At 71.7% G+C, this 15,998-nt stretch carries 18 protein-coding genes; 3 read left to right on the top strand and 15 right to left on the bottom strand.

From position 1 onward, the window contains the following. Positions 1 to 89 precede the first annotated feature (89 nt). From KLI87_RS08085 to KLI87_RS08070, 4 genes are all read right to left on the bottom strand, one after another. Positions 90 to 770, bottom strand: a complete 681-nt coding sequence (locus tag KLI87_RS08085; RefSeq protein ID WP_214616391.1) for an alkylmercury lyase family protein — start codon at positions 768 to 770, stop codon at positions 90 to 92. A gap of 66 nt (positions 771 to 836) precedes the next feature. After that, positions 837 to 1,637 carry an SAM-dependent methyltransferase gene (locus KLI87_RS08080; protein WP_156214097.1) on the bottom strand — a complete coding sequence of 267 codons (801 nt, stop codon included), beginning with the start codon at positions 1,635 to 1,637 and terminating at the stop codon, positions 837 to 839. 91 nt (positions 1,638 to 1,728) lie between these two features. After that, complete coding sequence (locus KLI87_RS08075; RefSeq protein WP_214616390.1) at positions 1,729 to 2,631, bottom strand: carbohydrate kinase; 903 nt, start codon at positions 2,629 to 2,631, stop codon at positions 1,729 to 1,731. 10 nt (positions 2,632 to 2,641) lie between these two features. Further along, a complete protein-coding gene (locus tag KLI87_RS08070) occupies positions 2,642 to 3,832 on the bottom strand; it encodes an MFS transporter (protein ID WP_308165894.1) in 1,191 nt (396 codons plus the stop codon). Positions 3,833 to 3,918: 86 nt separating this feature from the next. On the opposite strand from KLI87_RS08070, the gene KLI87_RS08065 reads away from it, so the two are divergent. Continuing rightward, the gene (locus tag KLI87_RS08065) at positions 3,919 to 4,353 is read left to right on the top strand and encodes a helix-turn-helix domain-containing protein (RefSeq protein WP_214616389.1); all 435 of its coding nucleotides are present in this window, start codon (positions 3,919 to 3,921) and stop codon (positions 4,351 to 4,353) included. 14 nt (positions 4,354 to 4,367) lie between these two features. Here the strand turns inward: KLI87_RS08065 and KLI87_RS08060 are convergent, their stop codons facing one another. Further along, positions 4,368 to 4,817 carry a MarR family winged helix-turn-helix transcriptional regulator gene (locus KLI87_RS08060; RefSeq protein ID WP_214616388.1) on the bottom strand — a complete coding sequence of 150 codons (450 nt, stop codon included), beginning with the start codon at positions 4,815 to 4,817 and terminating at the stop codon, positions 4,368 to 4,370. A gap of 136 nt (positions 4,818 to 4,953) precedes the next feature. Between KLI87_RS08060 and KLI87_RS08055 the strand changes: the two genes are divergently transcribed. After that, positions 4,954 to 5,601: a nitroreductase family protein gene (locus KLI87_RS08055; protein WP_156214102.1), complete on the top strand. Its 648-nt coding sequence runs from the start codon at positions 4,954 to 4,956 to the stop codon at positions 5,599 to 5,601. A 24-nt stretch (positions 5,602 to 5,625) separates the two neighbouring features. On the opposite strand, the gene KLI87_RS08050 is transcribed toward KLI87_RS08055, so the two are convergent. The 8 genes from KLI87_RS08050 to KLI87_RS08020 all read right to left on the bottom strand — a co-directional run bounded on the left by KLI87_RS08050 (position 5,626) and on the right by KLI87_RS08020 (position 14,065). Then, positions 5,626 to 6,573 carry an LLM class flavin-dependent oxidoreductase gene (locus KLI87_RS08050; RefSeq protein ID WP_214616387.1) on the bottom strand — a complete coding sequence of 316 codons (948 nt, stop codon included), beginning with the start codon at positions 6,571 to 6,573 and terminating at the stop codon, positions 5,626 to 5,628. A gap of 120 nt (positions 6,574 to 6,693) precedes the next feature. Then, the gene (locus tag KLI87_RS08045) at positions 6,694 to 7,485 is read right to left on the bottom strand and encodes an SAM-dependent methyltransferase (RefSeq protein ID WP_214616386.1); all 792 of its coding nucleotides are present in this window, start codon (positions 7,483 to 7,485) and stop codon (positions 6,694 to 6,696) included. Positions 7,486 to 7,550: 65 nt separating this feature from the next. After that, entirely contained in the window at positions 7,551 to 8,321 is a 771-nt protein-coding gene (locus KLI87_RS08040; protein ID WP_214616385.1) for an aspartate/glutamate racemase family protein, read from the bottom strand. Beyond that, positions 8,318 to 9,382 (bottom strand): AraC family transcriptional regulator, encoded by a 1,065-nt coding sequence (locus KLI87_RS08035; RefSeq protein WP_214616384.1) that lies wholly within the window; start codon positions 9,380 to 9,382, stop codon positions 8,318 to 8,320. The genes KLI87_RS08040 and KLI87_RS08035 overlap by 4 nt, the downstream gene beginning before the upstream one ends. 23 nt (positions 9,383 to 9,405) lie before the next feature. Further along, positions 9,406 to 10,503 (bottom strand): LLM class flavin-dependent oxidoreductase, encoded by a 1,098-nt coding sequence (locus tag KLI87_RS08030; RefSeq protein WP_214616383.1) that lies wholly within the window; start codon positions 10,501 to 10,503, stop codon positions 9,406 to 9,408. A gap of 162 nt (positions 10,504 to 10,665) precedes the next feature. Beyond that, positions 10,666 to 10,848 (bottom strand): hypothetical protein, encoded by a 183-nt coding sequence (locus KLI87_RS08025; protein ID WP_156214106.1) that lies wholly within the window; start codon positions 10,846 to 10,848, stop codon positions 10,666 to 10,668. Between the two features lie 398 nt (positions 10,849 to 11,246). Then, positions 11,247 to 11,381: a hypothetical protein gene (locus KLI87_RS40930; RefSeq protein ID WP_272498981.1), complete on the bottom strand. Its 135-nt coding sequence runs from the start codon at positions 11,379 to 11,381 to the stop codon at positions 11,247 to 11,249. Positions 11,382 to 12,499: 1,118 nt separating this feature from the next. Continuing rightward, complete coding sequence (locus KLI87_RS08020; RefSeq protein WP_214616382.1) at positions 12,500 to 14,065, bottom strand: alkaline phosphatase; 1,566 nt, start codon at positions 14,063 to 14,065, stop codon at positions 12,500 to 12,502. Between the two features lie 359 nt (positions 14,066 to 14,424). Here KLI87_RS08020 and KLI87_RS08015 point away from each other — a divergent pair, with 359 nt between their 5' ends. Further along, positions 14,425 to 14,856, top strand: coding sequence for a hypothetical protein (locus KLI87_RS08015; protein ID WP_156214108.1), 432 nt, complete (start codon positions 14,425 to 14,427; stop codon positions 14,854 to 14,856). Between the two features lie 12 nt (positions 14,857 to 14,868). On the opposite strand, the gene KLI87_RS08010 is transcribed toward KLI87_RS08015, so the two are convergent. Together KLI87_RS08010 and KLI87_RS08005 are read right to left on the bottom strand one after the other, a co-directional pair. Beyond that, positions 14,869 to 15,594, bottom strand: a complete 726-nt coding sequence (locus KLI87_RS08010) for an alpha/beta fold hydrolase (RefSeq protein ID WP_214616381.1) — start codon at positions 15,592 to 15,594, stop codon at positions 14,869 to 14,871. Between the two features lie 176 nt (positions 15,595 to 15,770). Continuing rightward, positions 15,771 to 15,989, bottom strand: a complete 219-nt coding sequence (locus KLI87_RS08005; RefSeq protein ID WP_214616380.1) for a BldC family transcriptional regulator — start codon at positions 15,987 to 15,989, stop codon at positions 15,771 to 15,773. Between the last annotated feature and the right edge of the window lie 9 nt (positions 15,990 to 15,998).

The following is a 15,998-nucleotide window of genomic DNA, read 5'->3' as shown; positions in this document are numbered from 1 at the left end:
GGCCCCGCCGGCGCGGTGCGCGGCCGCCGCCGTAACCGTCGAGGCGGATCCCGTTCACCTTCCTGGGATACCGCCCAGGCGGGATCGGGCTACGGGAGCCGCCAGAACGGGCCGGTGAGGCCGCACTCGTCGAGGAGCCGCTGGTTGTGCTCCCGGCTGTGCGGCTGGAACTCGGAATCGAGGCGGTCGCCGTACCACGGGCCCGCCAGGCGCCACACGGTCGCCGCCTCGGCGATGTAGCCGCCGCCCGGCGCGTTGTCCGCCGTCCACCGCTCGGCGTGGCCGCGGTCGCAGAACGTCCGGATCATCGTGCAGGTGGCGACCACGTCGTCCCACCATTCCCCGGCGGGCCGGGGGAAGCGGACGGCCAGTTCCGCCGGAGGCGGGAGTCGCGGGCCCGCCTGGTACGCGATCGGGGTTCCGCACTGCGGGCACGCCGTGTCGATGCGGACGTCCAGGTCGAGGGCGGCGCTGATGCCGAAGGAGTCCCAGGCGCAGCCGCCCCACCAGCGCCGGTCGTCATGCCCGTCCAGCGGTGTCACGACGAACGCCATCGGCGCCGCCGTGAACGGGTGGGCCATCCGCACCGCGTCCCCGTCGGCCGTCAGGACCAGGGCGTGGGCCTCCGCCAGCTCATGCAGGATCTTCTGTGTCGCTTCGGTGGTGCTCCGCGTCCTGCGCGCCAGCTCCGCCACCGACGGCGCCCGCCCCTCCGACGCGAGCGTCTCGTAGACGAGGTCGCGCACTCTCCGCGAATCCGGTGTGTTCACAGATGTCCCCCTTGTGTCCGAACTCTCACCCTATTCGGGCACGGCCGGAGAGGAGGGAGGAGGACTTCAGGGCTTGCGGGCCACGCCGCCCCACATGCCCGTCTTGATGGGTGCCGGAGGCGATTCCGGACGCCATTCCTGGACGGCGACCACACCGGGTTCGAGCAGGTCAAGGCCGGTGAAGAAGCGGCCGACGCCCTCGCGGGTCCGGAAGGTGACCCGGTAGCCCATCGCGTCGGTGAGGGCCTTCTCGGCGGCCGCCATCTGGTCGGGCAACTGGTCGATCCCCGGATGGGTGACCGCGAGGAAGCTGCCCGGCGCCAGGGCGCCCATCAGCGTCCGGACGAGCGCGCCCGGCTCCTCCTCGTCCGGCACGCAATGCAGGATCGCTATCAGCAGCAGGCCGATCGGACGCGTGAAGTCGAGCAGTTCGGCCGCGCCTTCCAGAATCCGCCCGGTGTCGCGCAGGTCCGCGTCGATGAAAGAGGTGGGCGCGGTCACGCCGGACAGCAGCGCCCGCGCATGGGTCAGCACAATGGGGTCGTTGTCGACGTAGACGACCCGGCTTTCCGGGCTGGCCGCCTGCGCGATCAGATGCGTGTTGTCGGCGGTGGGAATTCCGGTGCCGATATCGAGGAACTGGGTGACGCCCTCCCCCACCATGAACCGGACCGCGCGGCTGAGGAAGGCCCGGTTCGCGGTCACCCCCGGTTTGACCGTCGGTGTCGCCGCGATCACCTGCTCGGCGGCGGCGCGGTCGACCGCGAAGTTGTCCTTGCCGCCGAGCCAGTAATCGTAGATCCGCGCGATGTGCGGGGTGTGGACATCGATTCCCCGGGGCGCGATGGTCTCGTCGTCGGCGGCCATCGGGCCAGGCTAGCCCGAACCATCGAGGGCGATCACCTTTCACGCTATTGACGCCATCCCAAAACCCATCGGCCTGTCCCCCCGAAAAACGTCATCGCAGCGCGGCTCTGAGTTCCTCTTCCGTCGGCGGATCGGCCCCGGGACGCGCACAGGTAATGGCGGCGGACGCCAGCGCGGCGGCGAGCGGGCCCGACAGCGGCGACTCGCCGCCGTTGTCGAGGTCGGCGCGCCGCGCGGGGTCGAGCAGCCCGCCGTCCAGCAGCGCCGACACCAGGCCCGACATGAACGCGTCCCCCGCGCCCACGGTGTCGACGACCTCGACCGGCGGGGCGGGACGCTCGACCCGGCCGGACGCGGTGATGGCGACGCAGCCGCGCGGCCCCCGGGTGACGACCACGAGCGCGGGCCCGAGAGCGCGCCACCGGTGCGCGACCTCCACGGGATCGGCGCCGGGGTAGAGCCAGCCGAGGTCCTCGTCGCTGGCCTTGACCACGTCGCTGAGGGCGACCTGCCGCTCGACCCGCCGCCGCTCGGACGCGGGGTCGCCGAGCAGCGCCGGTCTGATGTTCGGGTCGTAGCAGACCGCGGGCGCCCCGGCCATCGCCGCCTCGACGGGCCCCTCCGCGAGCGCCGCCGCCAGCGATCCGGTGCACAGGACGGCCGCGTCCGGCGGGATCTCGGGCGTTCCGGGCGTCCAGGAAAGCGCGAAGTCATAGGACGGGACCCCCGCGCCGTCGACCGACACGACCGCGAGCGAGGTGAACGGGGCGCGACGCACATCCGGTGTCACGCCGGAGGCGGCCAGGTGCGCGGTGACGAGGCGGCCGAACGCGTCGTCGCCGAGGCCGGTCACCAGCGTGACGGCCTTGCCGAGCCGTCCGAGCCCGACGGCGACGTTGGCGGGGCTGCCGCCGGGGTCGGCCCGGTACCGGCGTCCGCCGGGCTCCCCGACCAGGTCGACCAGCGCCTCGCCGAACACCAGGATCCGGGCCATCGCGTCCCCCTCAGGTGAGCACCTTGCGCGCCTCGACATTCTCCCGGGTGACCTCCGCCGCGCGCCCGCCGAACGCCCAGGTGACGAGCGCGCCCAGGGCGAGCGCGGCGCCGAGGACGGTCGGCCCCGTCCAGCCGAAGGCGCCGAACAGGGCCGTGGTCGCCGCCGCTCCCGCCGCGGACCCGAGAGAGTAGAACACCATGTAGCCGCCGACGGTCGAACTCGTGCGGTCGGCGTAGGCGGTGGTCAGCGTGTGCTGGTTGCTCACATGCACCACCTGGACGGCGAAGTCGAGCACGATCACGCCGACGACCAGCAGCGGCAGCGACCAGGAGAGCTGCCCGATCGCGACCCACGAGACGATCAGCAGCACGAGCGCGGCGCCGGTGACCCGGCGCGCGTACCCGGCGTCGCCCCACCGTCCGGACCGGGCGGCCCCGAGCGCGCCGGCGAGCCCGGCGACCCCGAACAGGCCGATCTGCGCCTCGCTGAGGTGCCACGGCGCCCCGGCCAGCGGCAGCGCCATGCCGCTCCACAGCGTGCCGAACGAGGCGAACAGGAAGAACGCGATCAGCCCCCGGCTGAGGAACACCGGCTGGGCGAACAGCCCGCCGAAGGAGCGGAGGACCTGCCCGTACCGCGCCGCGTCCGGCCGGACGTCCGCGGGCAGAAGGGCGAGCGTGAGCAGCGCGAGCAGACCGGCCAGCACCGCCAGCACCACGTAGATGCTGCGCCATCCCCACACGTCCGCGAGCACTCCCGCGACGACCCGCGCGCCGAGGATGCCGATCACCACGCCCGAGGTCACGATGCCGAGGTTGCGCCCGCGCTCGGCGGACGGCGAGACCGACGCCGTGTAGGCGACGGCGGTCTGCACGACCACGGCGAACACGCCCGCGACGGCCAGCCCCGCGAACGCCGCCCAGGCACCCGGCGCCGCCGCGGTGATCGCCATCCCCACGGCCACCAGCGCGAGATGCCCGGCGATCAGCCGTCTGCGGTCGAGCATGTCGCCGAGCGGCACCAGCAGCGCCAGCCCGGCCAGGTAGCCGAGCTGCCCGGCGGCCACGAACCAGCCCACCGAGCCGACGGAGACGCCCAGGTCACGCCCCATCGGCGCCAGCACCGGCTGCCCCGCGTACACGCTCGCCACCGCGACACCGCACACGACCGCCAGCAGCAGCCTCGTCCTCCAGAGCACCGCCCTCACCTCCCAATCAGTTTCATTTTGCAACCAAGCCGACCCTAGGCCAGAATGGTTTCAATACGCAACTCTTGGGAGGCGCGATGGAACGCGACTGGACGGACCCGACCTGCCCGGTCGCCCGCACGCTCGACCTGGTCGGCGACCGGTGGAGCCTGCTCATCGTCCGTGACGCGATGGACGGCGCCCGCTCCTTCACCGACTTCCAGCAGCGCACCGGGATCGCCCGCAACATCCTCACCGACCGGCTCCGCAAGCTCACCGCGCACGGCCTGCTCGCGCAGGTGGAGGCCCCCACGGGCAGGCGCAGGCTCTACACGCTCACCGACGCGGGCAAGGCCCTCTTCCCCGTGATCGTCACGCTGCGCCAGTGGGGCGAGCACCACGCCTTCGAGCCGGACGAGACCCACTCGATCCTGGTCGACACGGGCGGCGCGCCCGTCCCGGCACTTCTCCCCGCGACACCGGACGGAGCCCCCCTGACCAGCGACACCACCTCGGTTCGACGCCCCGCCTGACGTCCGGCCGGAGCTCAGAACTCCAGGAGCTTGCCGACGAGGGTCGCGAGCCGGGCGCGTTCGTCGGGGGTGAGGGGGGCGAGGATCTCGTCCAGATAGGACGGGACGGTGCGCTCGGCCTCCGCGAGGCGCTCACGGCCCTCGCCGGTGATCGTGACGGCGTAGGAGCGGCGGTCGTCGGGGTTGCGATCGCGGCGGACGAAGCCGGACCTCTCCAGGTCGTCGCAGACGTTCACCATCACGCTGCGGTCGATCCGCAGCTCCTCGGCCAGCACCTGCTGGGAGCAGGGGCCGACGGCGTCGAGCATCTTCAGCACCAGGTGCTGGCCGACGCCGAGGCCGTGCAGGCCGGCGTGGGCGTCGGCGGCGCGGGCCAGGTAGGCCGAGGCGCGGCACAGCGCGATGTCGGGGCGCTCGGCCGCCAGCGTCGGGAAGTACGCCGGACGGGCGGTCTTGGACGGCATGGCTCTCCTGCTTCTGTCGGCCCGCCCGAGGCTACCAGAAACCGTCTGTCATCTGATTGTTTGACAGCAGATCATTGGCGGTCATACGTTTCATTCGTCTGCCCACAGATGATCTGCTCACAGATGGAGCACCGCGATGACCCTCGACCTGACCCCCGACGAACTGCTGTCCACCACCCGGGCCGTCCGCAAGCGGCTCGACCTCGACCGGCCCGTCCCCCGGAGGCTCATCGAGGAGTGCGTCGACCTGGCCACCCAGGCGCCCACCGGGCGCAACCGGCAGCGCTGGCACTTCATCGTGGTCACCGAGCGCGCGCGGCGGCGCGAGGTGGGCGACCTCTTCCGCCGCGCGCTGGCCGCCGCCGAGGGCCATCCGCTCACCGGGGACGACGTCCGCCGCATGAACCACGCCCCGCGCTCCACCCAGGGCGTGTTCGACGGGCTGCGCCATCTGACCGAGAACATCCACCGCGTCCCGGCGTTCGTCATCCCCGCCATCGAGGGGCGCACCGACCGCGCCTCGGCGGCCCTCCAGTCCGGGACCTGGGGCTCGATCCTGCCCGCGGCCTGGAGCTTCATGCTCGCCGCGCGGGCCCGCGGCCTCGGCACCACCTGGACCACCGCCCAAGGTCCGCTGGAACCCGAACTCGCCGCGATCCTCGGCGTCCCCTACCGCGAGGTGATGCTCGCCGCGTTCATCCCGCTCGCCTACTCCATCGGCACCGACTTCAAGCCCGCGCCCCGCATCCCCCGCGACCAGGTCCTCCACTGGGACCACTGGTGAGGGTCCGGGCGAGACCGCCGGAACTCAGGTGAGGAGCGACCTGGCCTCGGCGGCCAGGTCGAGCTGCCGCGCGAAGTCGTCGCCGTCCAGGGCGAGGCCGATCTCGTCGACCCCCGCCTCGGCGTACGCGGCGAGCCGCTCGGCGGCGCGGGCCGGCGCCCCCGAGAGGGAGATCTCGGCCACCTGCTCCGGCGCCATCTGGAAGGCGGCGCCCAGTTGCGCGACCATCGCCCCGCGCGCGGTCTCGTCGGCGGCACCGTCCCCCAGCACGGCGTGCACGCCGAGGTAGACGCGGGGCACCGGGCGTCCGCGCTCGGCCGCGAGTTCGCGCAGCCGCGCCGCGGCCTTCGCCACCTCCGCGGGCGTCAGCGCGGACGGCAGCCACAGGTCGCCGTACTGGGCCGTGCGGCGCAGCGCGGGCTCGGCCGCGCTCCCGCCGATGAGGACCGGCGGCATCGGGGCGCCCGGCGCCAGCGTGACGACCGGGCCGCCCGGGACGTCCGGCAGCGCGGTCGGCTCCCCGGCGATCAGGCCGGGCAGGACCTCCAGGGCGGCGTCGAGGACACGCCCGCGCCCCCGCGCCGGAGCCCCGACCGCCTGCCAGAACGGCGAGCCGGGGAACCCGCCGATGCCGACTCCGAGCCTGACCCGGCCGCCCGACAGGTGCTGCAACGTCTGGACCTGCGCGGCGAGCATGGCGACCGGGCGGGTCGGCACCGACAGCACGCCGAAGTCGAGCGTCACCCGCTCCGTGACCGCCGCCGCCGCGGCGAGCACGGCCACGCTCTCCAGCGCGGGCGTGCCGTTGCCGATCAGCACGTCCGCCGCGCCCACCGAGTCGAAGCCCGCGGCCTCGGCCCGCCGCGCGACGTCGGTGACCCCGCCGAGACCCGCCGCGGGCGCCCCTCCCAACGTGGGCAGGCCGATGCCGAGCTTGAGGGGTGTCACCTGTGGCTTCGTTTCCTCGAACATCCCTTCATGATGGAACCTGAAGCCTTGTTGAGGTCAACCGCGCCCGGTGGTCAGGTGGAGTACGCGCCGTCCCAGGGGTCGCGGAACCCGAGGCCGTCGGGGTAGAGCTCGGCCCAGTCGTCAGGGTTTGCGGGCCACGCCGCCCGCGCAGGAGACCTCGGGGACCTCCTCCTGGCCTGGGGCCGGGCGCCACCGTGTCACGGGGACGACGCCGGGTTCCAGCAGTTCCAGGCCGTCGAAGAAGCGGGTGATCAGTTCCGGGCTCCGGGGGGTGTAGGGGATGGCGCCGCTGCCGGCGTTGTAGGCGCGGATCGCCTCGGTGTAGTCCGGGTCCTGGTCGGTTCCGTCGTAGACGGCGAGGTGGCTGCCGGACGGCAGCGCGTCCATGAGCGTCGCGACGATCGACCTGGCCTGGTCGAAGTCGGGGACGAGCCCCAGGATGCCCATCAGCATGAGCGCGACCGGGCGGTCGTAGTCGAGGGTCCGGGCGGCCTCGGCGAGGACGGCGCCGGGGTCGCGCACGTCCGCCTCGATGTAGTCGGTGGCGCCCTCGGGCGTGCTGGTCAGCAGGGCCCTGGCGTGGTCGAGCACCATCGGGTCGTTGTCGACGTAGACGATCCGCGCGGTGGGCAGGGCCCGCTGGGCGACCTCGTGCGTGTTGTCCATCGTCGGCAGGCCGGTGCCGATGTCGAGGAACTGCGCGACGCCCGCCTCGCCCGCCAGGTACCGCACCACCCGGCGCAGCATCTGCCGGGACTGCTGGGCCATCGCGACCATCCCCGGGAACGTCGCGAAGACCCGCTCGCCCGCCTGCCGGTCGACCGGGTAGTTGTCGGTGCCGCCCAGGAGGAAGTTCCAGACCCGCGCCGAATGCGGCACGGAGGTGTCGATCCTGTCCGCCGGGTCCGTCACTGGCCGTCCTCGCTGGTCGGGTTCCGAAGTCCTCACCTGAGGGTTACCCCCAGATCGGCCGCTGACTACCGGCCCTGGTGGAGGTGGGCGAGGAATTCGTCATTGGGACGGGCCGGGGACGGGTGGCCGCGGCGGGAGTGGGTGAGGCCCGCGCGCAGGAGCTGCTGGACGAGCTGGTGCGCCGCCGCCCCCGGGTTGATGACGGGGATCGGGAGGTGCTCGGCCAGGTAGCGGTGCGACTGGTGCATGGTCGTGCTGCCCAGGATCAGCACGTGGACGTCGTCCTCGTCGATCGCCGCGCGCGCCGTGTCGAGCAGGACCGGGAAGATCTCGTCCTCGCGTCCGGTGAGCAGCGCCGCGGAGTCCGGGCGGACGCCGATGTCGCGCACGCTGACCAGGCGGTCGGCGAGCCCGGCGGCGGACGCGGCGGACGGGTAGAGCGCGTGCCAGGGCGGCCACATCGTGATCACGCCGATCCGGTGGCCGAGGACGCCCGCCAGCGCCATCGACGCCTGGCACGCGCCGACGACGGGGATGTCCAGCCGGGAGCGCAGCGCGTCGAGCCCGCTGTCGGACATGGAGTTGACCACGACGGCGGCGTAGCCGTCCGCCTGCGCGCCGGTGGCGGCGGCGAGCACCGCGACGTCGCTGAGCGTCCGCTCGTAGGCGCTGTCGATCATGTTGAGCGGGCCGTCCGCGGGGGCGGTGAACTCGACGGCCACGTCGTCGTCGACGATCTCCGCGGGGAGCTGCTCGGCGAACGCCGCCCGCGCGGCCGGGGGAACCGCCACGGGAAGGACGTGCAGGACGCGCCTGGTGGCCATGGTCTCCGTCATTTCCCGCAGGCGGCGACCGTGAGCCGGGAGACGGGCCGCGAATGGTTGAGGGTCTGGGTGGGCGTCTCCCCGAACCGGCGCCGGTAGTGGACGCCGAAACGGGTCAGGTCCATGTATCCGGCGGCCTCGGCTATTTTCGTGATGACGCCGGGAGCGGAATGCGCGGCGAGAATGGCGGCGCGGGCGTTGTCGAGCCTCACCCCGCGCAGGAGTTGGGTGGGCGTGACGCCCCACTGGTCGCGGCAGATGACCTGGAGCTGGCGGATGCCGATGCCCGCCGCCGCCGCGATGTCGCGGACGCCGATCGGCTCGTCGTAATGCGCGTGGACCCAGTCGCGGATCAGCGTGGCGAGGTAGTGCGGGACGCGGCGCGGCGGCTCCGCGAGCGACGCGGTCGCGGTGTGCGGGAGCCCGAGCAGAATGGCGGTCAGCAGCGCCTCCTCCATGTTCCGCGCCGCCAGCGGATGCAGGTGGGAACCGTTGTCGAGAATGCCGCAGACGTGCCGCCAGGTCTGCTCGACGATCGAGGCGGGGGCCAGTGCCGGGGAGCCGGATTCGGAATCGTGGAAGCGCAGCGGAAGGCCGGGCTGGTCGCCCAGGTAGTCGGCGAGGTAGTCGGTGAGCCGCCCCGTGCTGGTGGCGATGACCAGGCAGCCCAGCCGGGCGTCCGGCTTCATCCGCATCGGCCGGTCGTGGGAGAGGACGAGGCTTCCGCCCGCCGTGCCGTGGTCCTTGGAGTTGCGGTACTCGAAGTCCATCGGCGCGATCGGCGCGCACATGGCGAACTCGCCGTCGGTCGGCGGGGTGTCGACGATGACGCCGCCGCCGCCGTAGCGCACCCACACCAGGTTGACCGCGCCGACGCCGAGCGCGTTCACGCTGCCGTTCAGGGGAATGGCGCGGTCGAGCGCCTGGAGGTCGTGGCCAACGGCGAACGGCTCCACCTCGTCATGCAGGACGTCGATCTCCGTCACGCCGGAGACGCGCTGGTAGGCCGACAGCGGCGGCCGTTCTGGCCCGCGTTCCGGAAGGGCGGGCGGGGCGGTCTGGGTTTCAGTCATGTCGTCTGTGATCGATGTCGTGATCAACGGGATTCGGGACGCTCGGGATCGGAGACGCGGACGCCGCGGGCGCGGAGCCGGGGCATCACTTCGGCGGCGAAGTAGCCGAGCTCGTCGGCGTAGTTGAGGAATGACAGGGCGATACCGTCGAATCCCGCCTTCGCGAACCGCTCAAGGCCGTCCGCGATGTCGTCGGGATCGCCTATCAATGGGCAGCTTCCGTGCCCGGCCGCGAAGCGGTCGCGGTACACCTGGAGCATTTCCGGGGTGAAGGACTGCGCGTGCAGGCCCTGGAGCCGCATCACCTCGTCGACGGCGGGCCAGTCGGCGTTCTCGTCGGCGTAGTAGCGCAGGAACTCCTCCGCCTCGGCGCGGGTCGGGCGGCACACGACGTGGCCGAGGGTGAAGACCCCGACGCTGCGGCCGTGCCCGGCGGCCTCCGCGCGGATGGCCTTGACGATCTCCGCGCCGTCCTCGGGGCCGCCGACGACCGTGAACGCCCGGTCGGCGTTGCGGGCGGCGAACGAGCGGCCCTGCGCCGAGGAGCCCGCGTTGATCACCGGCAGCCGGTCGCCCCGGTAGGGCCCCGGCGCGCCGACGACCCCCTTGAGCTGGAAGAACCGTCCGTCGTGGTCGAAGGGTTCGGCGCTCGACCAGATGCGGCGCACGATGTCCCACCACTCCTGCGCGAGCGCGTAGCGGGTGTCGTGGTCGCCCGGCAGCGTGAGGCCGAACATCTCGTACTCGGGGGCGTGCCAGCCCGCGACGATGTTGAGCCCGGCCCGCCCCTTGCCGAGGTGGTCGGCGGTGGCGAGCTGCTTGGCCGCGACGACCGGGTGGTGGAACGCGGTGTGGACGGTGCTGAACACGCGGATCCGGGTGGTGGCGGCGAGCAGGCCGGACGCCCAGACGAGCGGGTCGAGGGCGCTCTTGTGGAACTCGGTGTCCGGGCCCCAGTGCGTCCAGCGGGCGACCGGCAGCAGGAAGTCGATGCCCGTCTCGTCCGCGAGGCGCGCGAGCCGGAGGTTGTTGTCCCAGGTGGCGTGCCACCGCTCCGGGACCTTCGTGATCGCCAGTCCCGACTCGGTGTTGGGTGAGAACAGGCCGAGCTGGAACCCCATCACGCATCTCCTCCACCCCGGCACGCCGCGCGGCACGTCAAGCACCGGCCGTCCCAGTATCGGCATCAGCCCGGCGATGGGCAACGGATCGCGCCGTGTTATCCCCGCCGAAACAGATGATCATTAACCGGGATGACAATTGGGCGGTTAAGCGTTTCGGGGTCAGGAGCCGGTGCGCCGCTCCGGGCGGCCGCCGCCCACCGGCATGACGCCGAGGCGCAGTTGGTCGAATGGACCGGGCGCGCGGGCCTCGCCTATCACCTGCCCTCTCGCGGTCGCGTACACACTGACCTGCGCGACGGCGGTGGTGTGGCGGTCGGCCCAGCGGATCAGGGTTTGGGTCACCCTGGCGAGGTGGACGCCGCACGCCCTTCGAGTTCGGCGGACGGCATGGCGGCCGCGGCAATTCTCCTGGTCCCGGCGATTGTCCTGCTCCAGCGCGATCCGGAAACACGACAGCCGGTCGCAGCCGGGCACCGAGCAGGTCTGGCGGGCATTCGCGGGCGTTCGGATTGGATCAGTCATCGGCAGATGCCTCTGGGCGTGGACCCCAGAAAAGGGTGGCGGGAGATTTGTCGGGGGCGTCGGGGTAAGGCCCGGGCCCCGCGGGGCGGCGGCCCGAGGGGGCGGCTTTCGCCGTCCCGCGGGGCCCGGGTTCGCCTTACGGCGATATGTGCCGCGCGAGCGGGGGCATTTCGGTTCCGAATCAACCGGAACGCGCCCTGTCCGCGCGGCGGGCGGTCCTACCGGCTTCGCCGCCAGGGGAGCGCGGCCAGGAGCAGTTCGAGCAGCCGGGCATTGTTGTCGAAGGTCGCCGGGTCGCGATGGGCGCGCCAGGCGATCACCAGGATGAACAGCACGTACAACGCGATGAGCACGCAGAGGACTATCGCGAGAGCAAGGCCGGCGGACCCGCCCGCGAGTGCGAGGTGTCCGGCGAGTTCGCCGGTGGGGGGTTCGGCGGGCGCCTTGACTCCGTGTCCAGTAATGTCGTGCATAGACGTGCCTCCGTCTTCCGGATACCGAGAGTGCTGGGTGCGGAGAGCACGAGGAGGGGTCGTCTTCCCGTAAGTCTGTTGGTCGCAGGTACGGGAGGGCGGCCCTTCCACTCTCCAAAAGGGCGGTGACCATGCGAAAGGCACCGCCGACCGCCATCGGACGCGATCAGATGTCACGAGCGGCGCGAAGCCGGTGACCTGCCGCGACCGGTGGCGTCACATTCATGCCGGGCATATCGCGCCGGACGCACCGCCGATCACGGCGGCGCCGAAACGACGGCGGTGAGCGGCGAACAGGCCGCATCCCTCATGCCCGTGGAGGCCGGAACACCCGGTCGCCGCCATGGCGTTCGGACCCGGCCGCCATTCCCGGTCAGGCCACGCTCGCTCGCGGATGAATTCAGCGGACGCATGACCATGCCCTCCTAAAAGGCGACCGGTACGAGACATGTGGCCGCCCGCTCGGCGGACGCCGGAAGCGGGCACCGGGTGGAACCGACGATCGCGCGGCGGCCCTCGCCGGTTTCGGCCAGGTTGACCCGCGCCCACCGGCGGCGACCGGCGGGTACAGATCAGCGGCTTCCAGCATGCCCCAACTTCACCGCCCGTTCAATTCGCAATTCACAGGAGCCGTGACGCTATCGACAGAACCCCCGTACGTGGCATTTATCCGGGAATACCCCTAATAGGCGTCCCTAGCGATATGCCGGTCTGGGGCGGCTTTGTTGGCAATTGTCGCGGTCGAACGGCGGCGCTTCCGGCGATGGCGCGACGGCGGCCCGCACGCGTGCTGAGCGGGGATTGCGCCCTCCACCCAGGACGAGGACGAACGTTTCAGAACAGCACATGAGGCACTCCGCGGACGGGCACCCAGAGCCGACTTTCCCGCCGGAAAGACAACTGTGGCGCCCCCGATCGCGGCCGGATGCGGCCATCACCGGACGCGCACCGCCCCGGCCCTGCCGAACGCGGGACCGGGGCGGTGGGCGTTTCGTCCGTTACCGCTGGTCGTCGTCCACGTCGTAGCGGCGCTCGGCCTTCACGGCGCCCGCCTGCGGGGACGGCGAGCGGTCGACCACGGTGATCCCCGGGCGTCCCGCCTCGACCCGGAAGCGCGCGGTCGTCGCGATCGTGCTGCCGGTCGGCTTCCACACCGAGCTGACGATCCGCAGCGAGGCCGACAGCCGGGCCGGGGTGACGTCGCAGACGACGTATCCGCGCTGGTTGTCGATGTACTTCCAGTGCGGGCTCTCGGCCATGATCGGGTCGAAGGTCCGGTGGAAGGAGACGGGGTCGGAGTCGCCGCCGGAGGTGATCGACGTCCCGGTGATCTCCGCGCCCACGACACTCGACGCGGGGTCGTCGAAGTCGGGCCGCAGGTCGCACACCCAGGTCGCGTGCCGGTCGCCGGTGAGCACCACCGGGTTGGACGTCCGGCCGGAGCCGAAGTACTCCAGCATGCGGCGGCGCTGCACGCGGTAGCCGTCCCAGTTGTCGAAGTCGTAGACCTTCTCGGGGCCGGCCTTGCGGTCGTTGGAGGCCCACATCACCTGGTTGGCCAGCAGGTTCCACCGGGCGCCCGACCGGGACATGCCCTTGACCAGCCACCTCTCCTGCTCGGCGCCGGTGAGCGTGCGGGCGGGGTCCTCGGCCTCGGCGAGCGTGACCGGCTGGACGCTGCGGTACTGGCGGGTGTCGAGCACGTGCAGGGACGCGAGCCGTCCGAACCCGAGCCGCCGGTGCAGGCGCATGTCGATGCCGTGCGGGGTCGCGGACCGGCGCAGCGGCATGTGCTCGTAGTAGGCGCGGAACGCGGCGGCCCTGCGCGCGAGGAACTTCTCGTGCGGCTGCTGGGCCGGGTCCTGCGGAACCTCGTCGGCCCAGTTGTTGTCGACCTCGTGGTCGTCCCAGGTGGTGATCCAGGGGAAGGCCGCATGCGCCGCCTGGAGGTCGGGGTCGGTCTTGTACTGCGCGTGGCGGTTGCGGTACTCGGCGAGCGAGTACGGCTCGTCGGTGCCCTCGTGGGTCCGGACGGTGGTGGTGCGCGGCGCCGATTCGTATATGTAGTCGCCCAGGAACGCGACGAACGCCAGATCCTCCTGCGCGAGGTGGTGGTAGGCGGTGAAGTAGCCGTCCTGCCAGTTCTGGCAGGACGCGAACGCGAACCGCAGGTGCCGGTTGACCGCGCCGTGCGCGGGCGCGGTCCGGCTGCGTCCGGCGGGCGAGAGCTCCGACCCCGCGCGGAACCGGTAGAAGTACGCGCGGTCCGGACGCAGGCCGAAGACCTCGACGTGCACGGCGTGTCCGTCCTCCGGCCGCGCCTTCACGACACCGGACGCGCGGACGCGCCGGAACCGCTCGTCCTCGGCCACCTGCCACGCCACCGGCACCGCCCGGTCGGGCATGCCGCCGCCGTCGAGGGGATTCGGGGCGAGGCGCGTCCACAGCACGAACCCGTCGGGCGCCGGGTCGCCGGACGCGACGCCCAGCGTGAACAGGCCGTGCGGAACCGGGCCGCCGCCATGGGTACGGACCGCGCCGAGCGCGCCGTCCTGACCCAGCATCGCGGGGCCCAGCACGACTTGGCCCGCGGTGAGAACGGACGCGGCTCCCCCGGTGGCCAGGAACCGACGGCGAGGAAATTCTCCGGACATATACCCTCCCTAATGCCGATACAGGAGGATGTCGGGCGACTGATGAACGGTGTCAGGCGCGTGGCCCGACACCGAGACGACCAGCGCGCGAACATTGATCATCTAAGGCTTCCCGCCTGCCGGTATGAACGGCATTCAAGCCGTCCCTTTCCCACCGCGCCCCAAACGGCCGACCCCAGACGGGAAAAGGACCTGGCAAGGCGTCGGACGGCATGATGCACTATGGACATGACCACTCCGGTCACATCCCTACATAAGGAGCGATCGCGATGGTAGACCCTCTCACCCTGGCGGTCGCCGTGGCGGCGGCGGGCAAAGCGGTCGAACTCAGCGGCGAACCCGTCCGGGACGGCATCGCCGCGATCGCCCGGAAGGTCCGCGACCGTTTCCGCGCCCGGCCCGCCGAGGCGGAGATCCTGAGCGGCGCGATCGCCGAACCGGATGACAAGGACCGGATTTCCCGACTGGCCGAAACACTTCGCCGCGTGATGTCCGAGGAGCCCGGTTTCGCCGACGACCTCCAGGCCGCGTTCCAGCGCGTCATGGCCGAAGCTCCCGAGTTCCGCGCCGAGGTCGACGCCCGCGTGCGCCAGACGACCGTGAACACCACGACCAGCGGCGGCGTCACCAACACCTTCAACGGGACGGCCGACAAGGTCATCCAGATGGGGGACGTCAACGGCGGCCTCACCATCAACTGACGCGGCCGGGCGTCAGTCCCGTCCGGCCTCGACGATCTTCTCGGCCAGCCGCTCGGGAGCCGTGAAGATCACTTCATGGCTGCCGGGCATCTGGACGAGGCGGTGCAGCCCCAGCCGGCCCGACAACCGGGGGTGCCATCCCCATTCGCCGGGTGGCAGCGCGGTGTCCTCGGTGGCGTTGAGATAGCTCTTCGCCAGCCTCACCTGGTAGAACCTCGACAGATCGAGGCGGGCCAGGAAGAGCCGGTACGGTTCCGGCGAGAGCCTTTCGTAGCCGGCCCTCGCCAACTCCAGGTCGGCGTCCTGGATGAACGCCTCTCGCCATATCGGGAACGGCAGCGTCACCGTGTCGTCCTCCGAGGCGGCGGCCAGCTCGGCGAAGAGTTCGCGGTAGTGCGGAGGGATGTCGTCGTTGATGCTGCCGTTCTGCCGGAGCACGAACGCGTTCCAGAAGATCAACCGGCGCAGGGCGTCGGGGATCTCCTCGGCGACGCGGGCGATCACCGTGCCGCCGAAGCTGTGCCCGAGCAGCACCACGTCGGAGAGGTCCCGCTCGACGATGAACCGCACGACCGACTGGACGCAGTCGTCATGGTCGACCGCCTTGTCCACGCCCTTGCCGTGCCCGGCGACCGTGGGCGCGTAGGCGGTATGACCGAGGCTCTCCAGGTGGAGGACGACCCGGTCCCAAGCCGAGCCGTCGTGCCATGAGCCGTGCACGAGAACGAATGTCGTCACCCTCGCCTCCACATTGAGAAGAATCCGCTGGGCTTTTGCAACGGGCCATCAAAGAATGGAACGCGGCACCGGCCAGGAAAGGCCCGTCGCGCGACAGGCACGATAGTTCACCGGATCCCGGCACGCACGGCGCGACGACTTACGTACGGGAGCGAAACGACTGATGCTGTCGCCCGTTAGCGAATAGGCGGCGGGACCTCGCGCCGTGTGGCGCCCTGCGCGAGCAGTGCACGGACGGCCTTCTCGGGGTAGCGCCGGTGACCCCCCAGCGTCCAGACGTAGGGGATCTTCTTCAGCTTCGCCCACCGCGTGACGGTTTTGGCGTCCACCCGGAACATGGTGGCCACCTCCGCCGGAGTCAGTAGGACTTCGTATTCGGGTGTCTGTCGTGGCATGGAGGTCTC

Source organism: Actinomadura sp. NEAU-AAG7 (assembly GCF_018603865.1).
In the GTDB taxonomy this organism is placed as follows: domain Bacteria; phylum Actinomycetota; class Actinomycetes; order Streptosporangiales; family Streptosporangiaceae; genus Spirillospora; species Spirillospora litoris.
Note: the sequence above shows the minus strand (reverse complement) of the source record. Positions and strands in the feature narration are given on the sequence as shown.

Excerpts from the sequence above, each read along its gene's own strand:
- KLI87_RS08005 (WP_214616380.1), bottom strand. The coding sequence starts at position 15,989 with ATGCCACGACAGACACCCGAATACGAAGTCCTACTGACTCCGGCGGAG.
- KLI87_RS08060 (WP_214616388.1), bottom strand. The coding sequence starts at position 4,817 with ATGCCGTCCAAGACCGCCCGTCCGGCGTACTTCCCGACGCTGGCGGCC.
- KLI87_RS08075 (WP_214616390.1), bottom strand. The coding sequence starts at position 2,631 with ATGGCCCGGATCCTGGTGTTCGGCGAGGCGCTGGTCGACCTGGTCGGG.
- KLI87_RS08055 (WP_156214102.1), top strand. The coding sequence starts at position 4,954 with ATGACCCTCGACCTGACCCCCGACGAACTGCTGTCCACCACCCGGGCC.
- KLI87_RS08040 (WP_214616385.1), bottom strand. The coding sequence starts at position 8,321 with ATGACGGAGACCATGGCCACCAGGCGCGTCCTGCACGTCCTTCCCGTG.
- KLI87_RS08015 (WP_156214108.1), top strand. The coding sequence starts at position 14,425 with ATGGTAGACCCTCTCACCCTGGCGGTCGCCGTGGCGGCGGCGGGCAAA.
- KLI87_RS08030 (WP_214616383.1), bottom strand. The coding sequence starts at position 10,503 with ATGGGGTTCCAGCTCGGCCTGTTCTCACCCAACACCGAGTCGGGACTG.
- KLI87_RS08065 (WP_214616389.1), top strand. The coding sequence starts at position 3,919 with ATGGAACGCGACTGGACGGACCCGACCTGCCCGGTCGCCCGCACGCTC.
- KLI87_RS08050 (WP_214616387.1), bottom strand. The coding sequence starts at position 6,573 with ATGTTCGAGGAAACGAAGCCACAGGTGACACCCCTCAAGCTCGGCATC.
- KLI87_RS08035 (WP_214616384.1), bottom strand. The coding sequence starts at position 9,382 with ATGACTGAAACCCAGACCGCCCCGCCCGCCCTTCCGGAACGCGGGCCA.
- KLI87_RS08020 (WP_214616382.1), bottom strand. The coding sequence starts at position 14,065 with ATGCTGGGTCAGGACGGCGCGCTCGGCGCGGTCCGTACCCATGGCGGC.
- KLI87_RS08080 (WP_156214097.1), bottom strand. The coding sequence starts at position 1,637 with ATGGCCGCCGACGACGAGACCATCGCGCCCCGGGGAATCGATGTCCAC.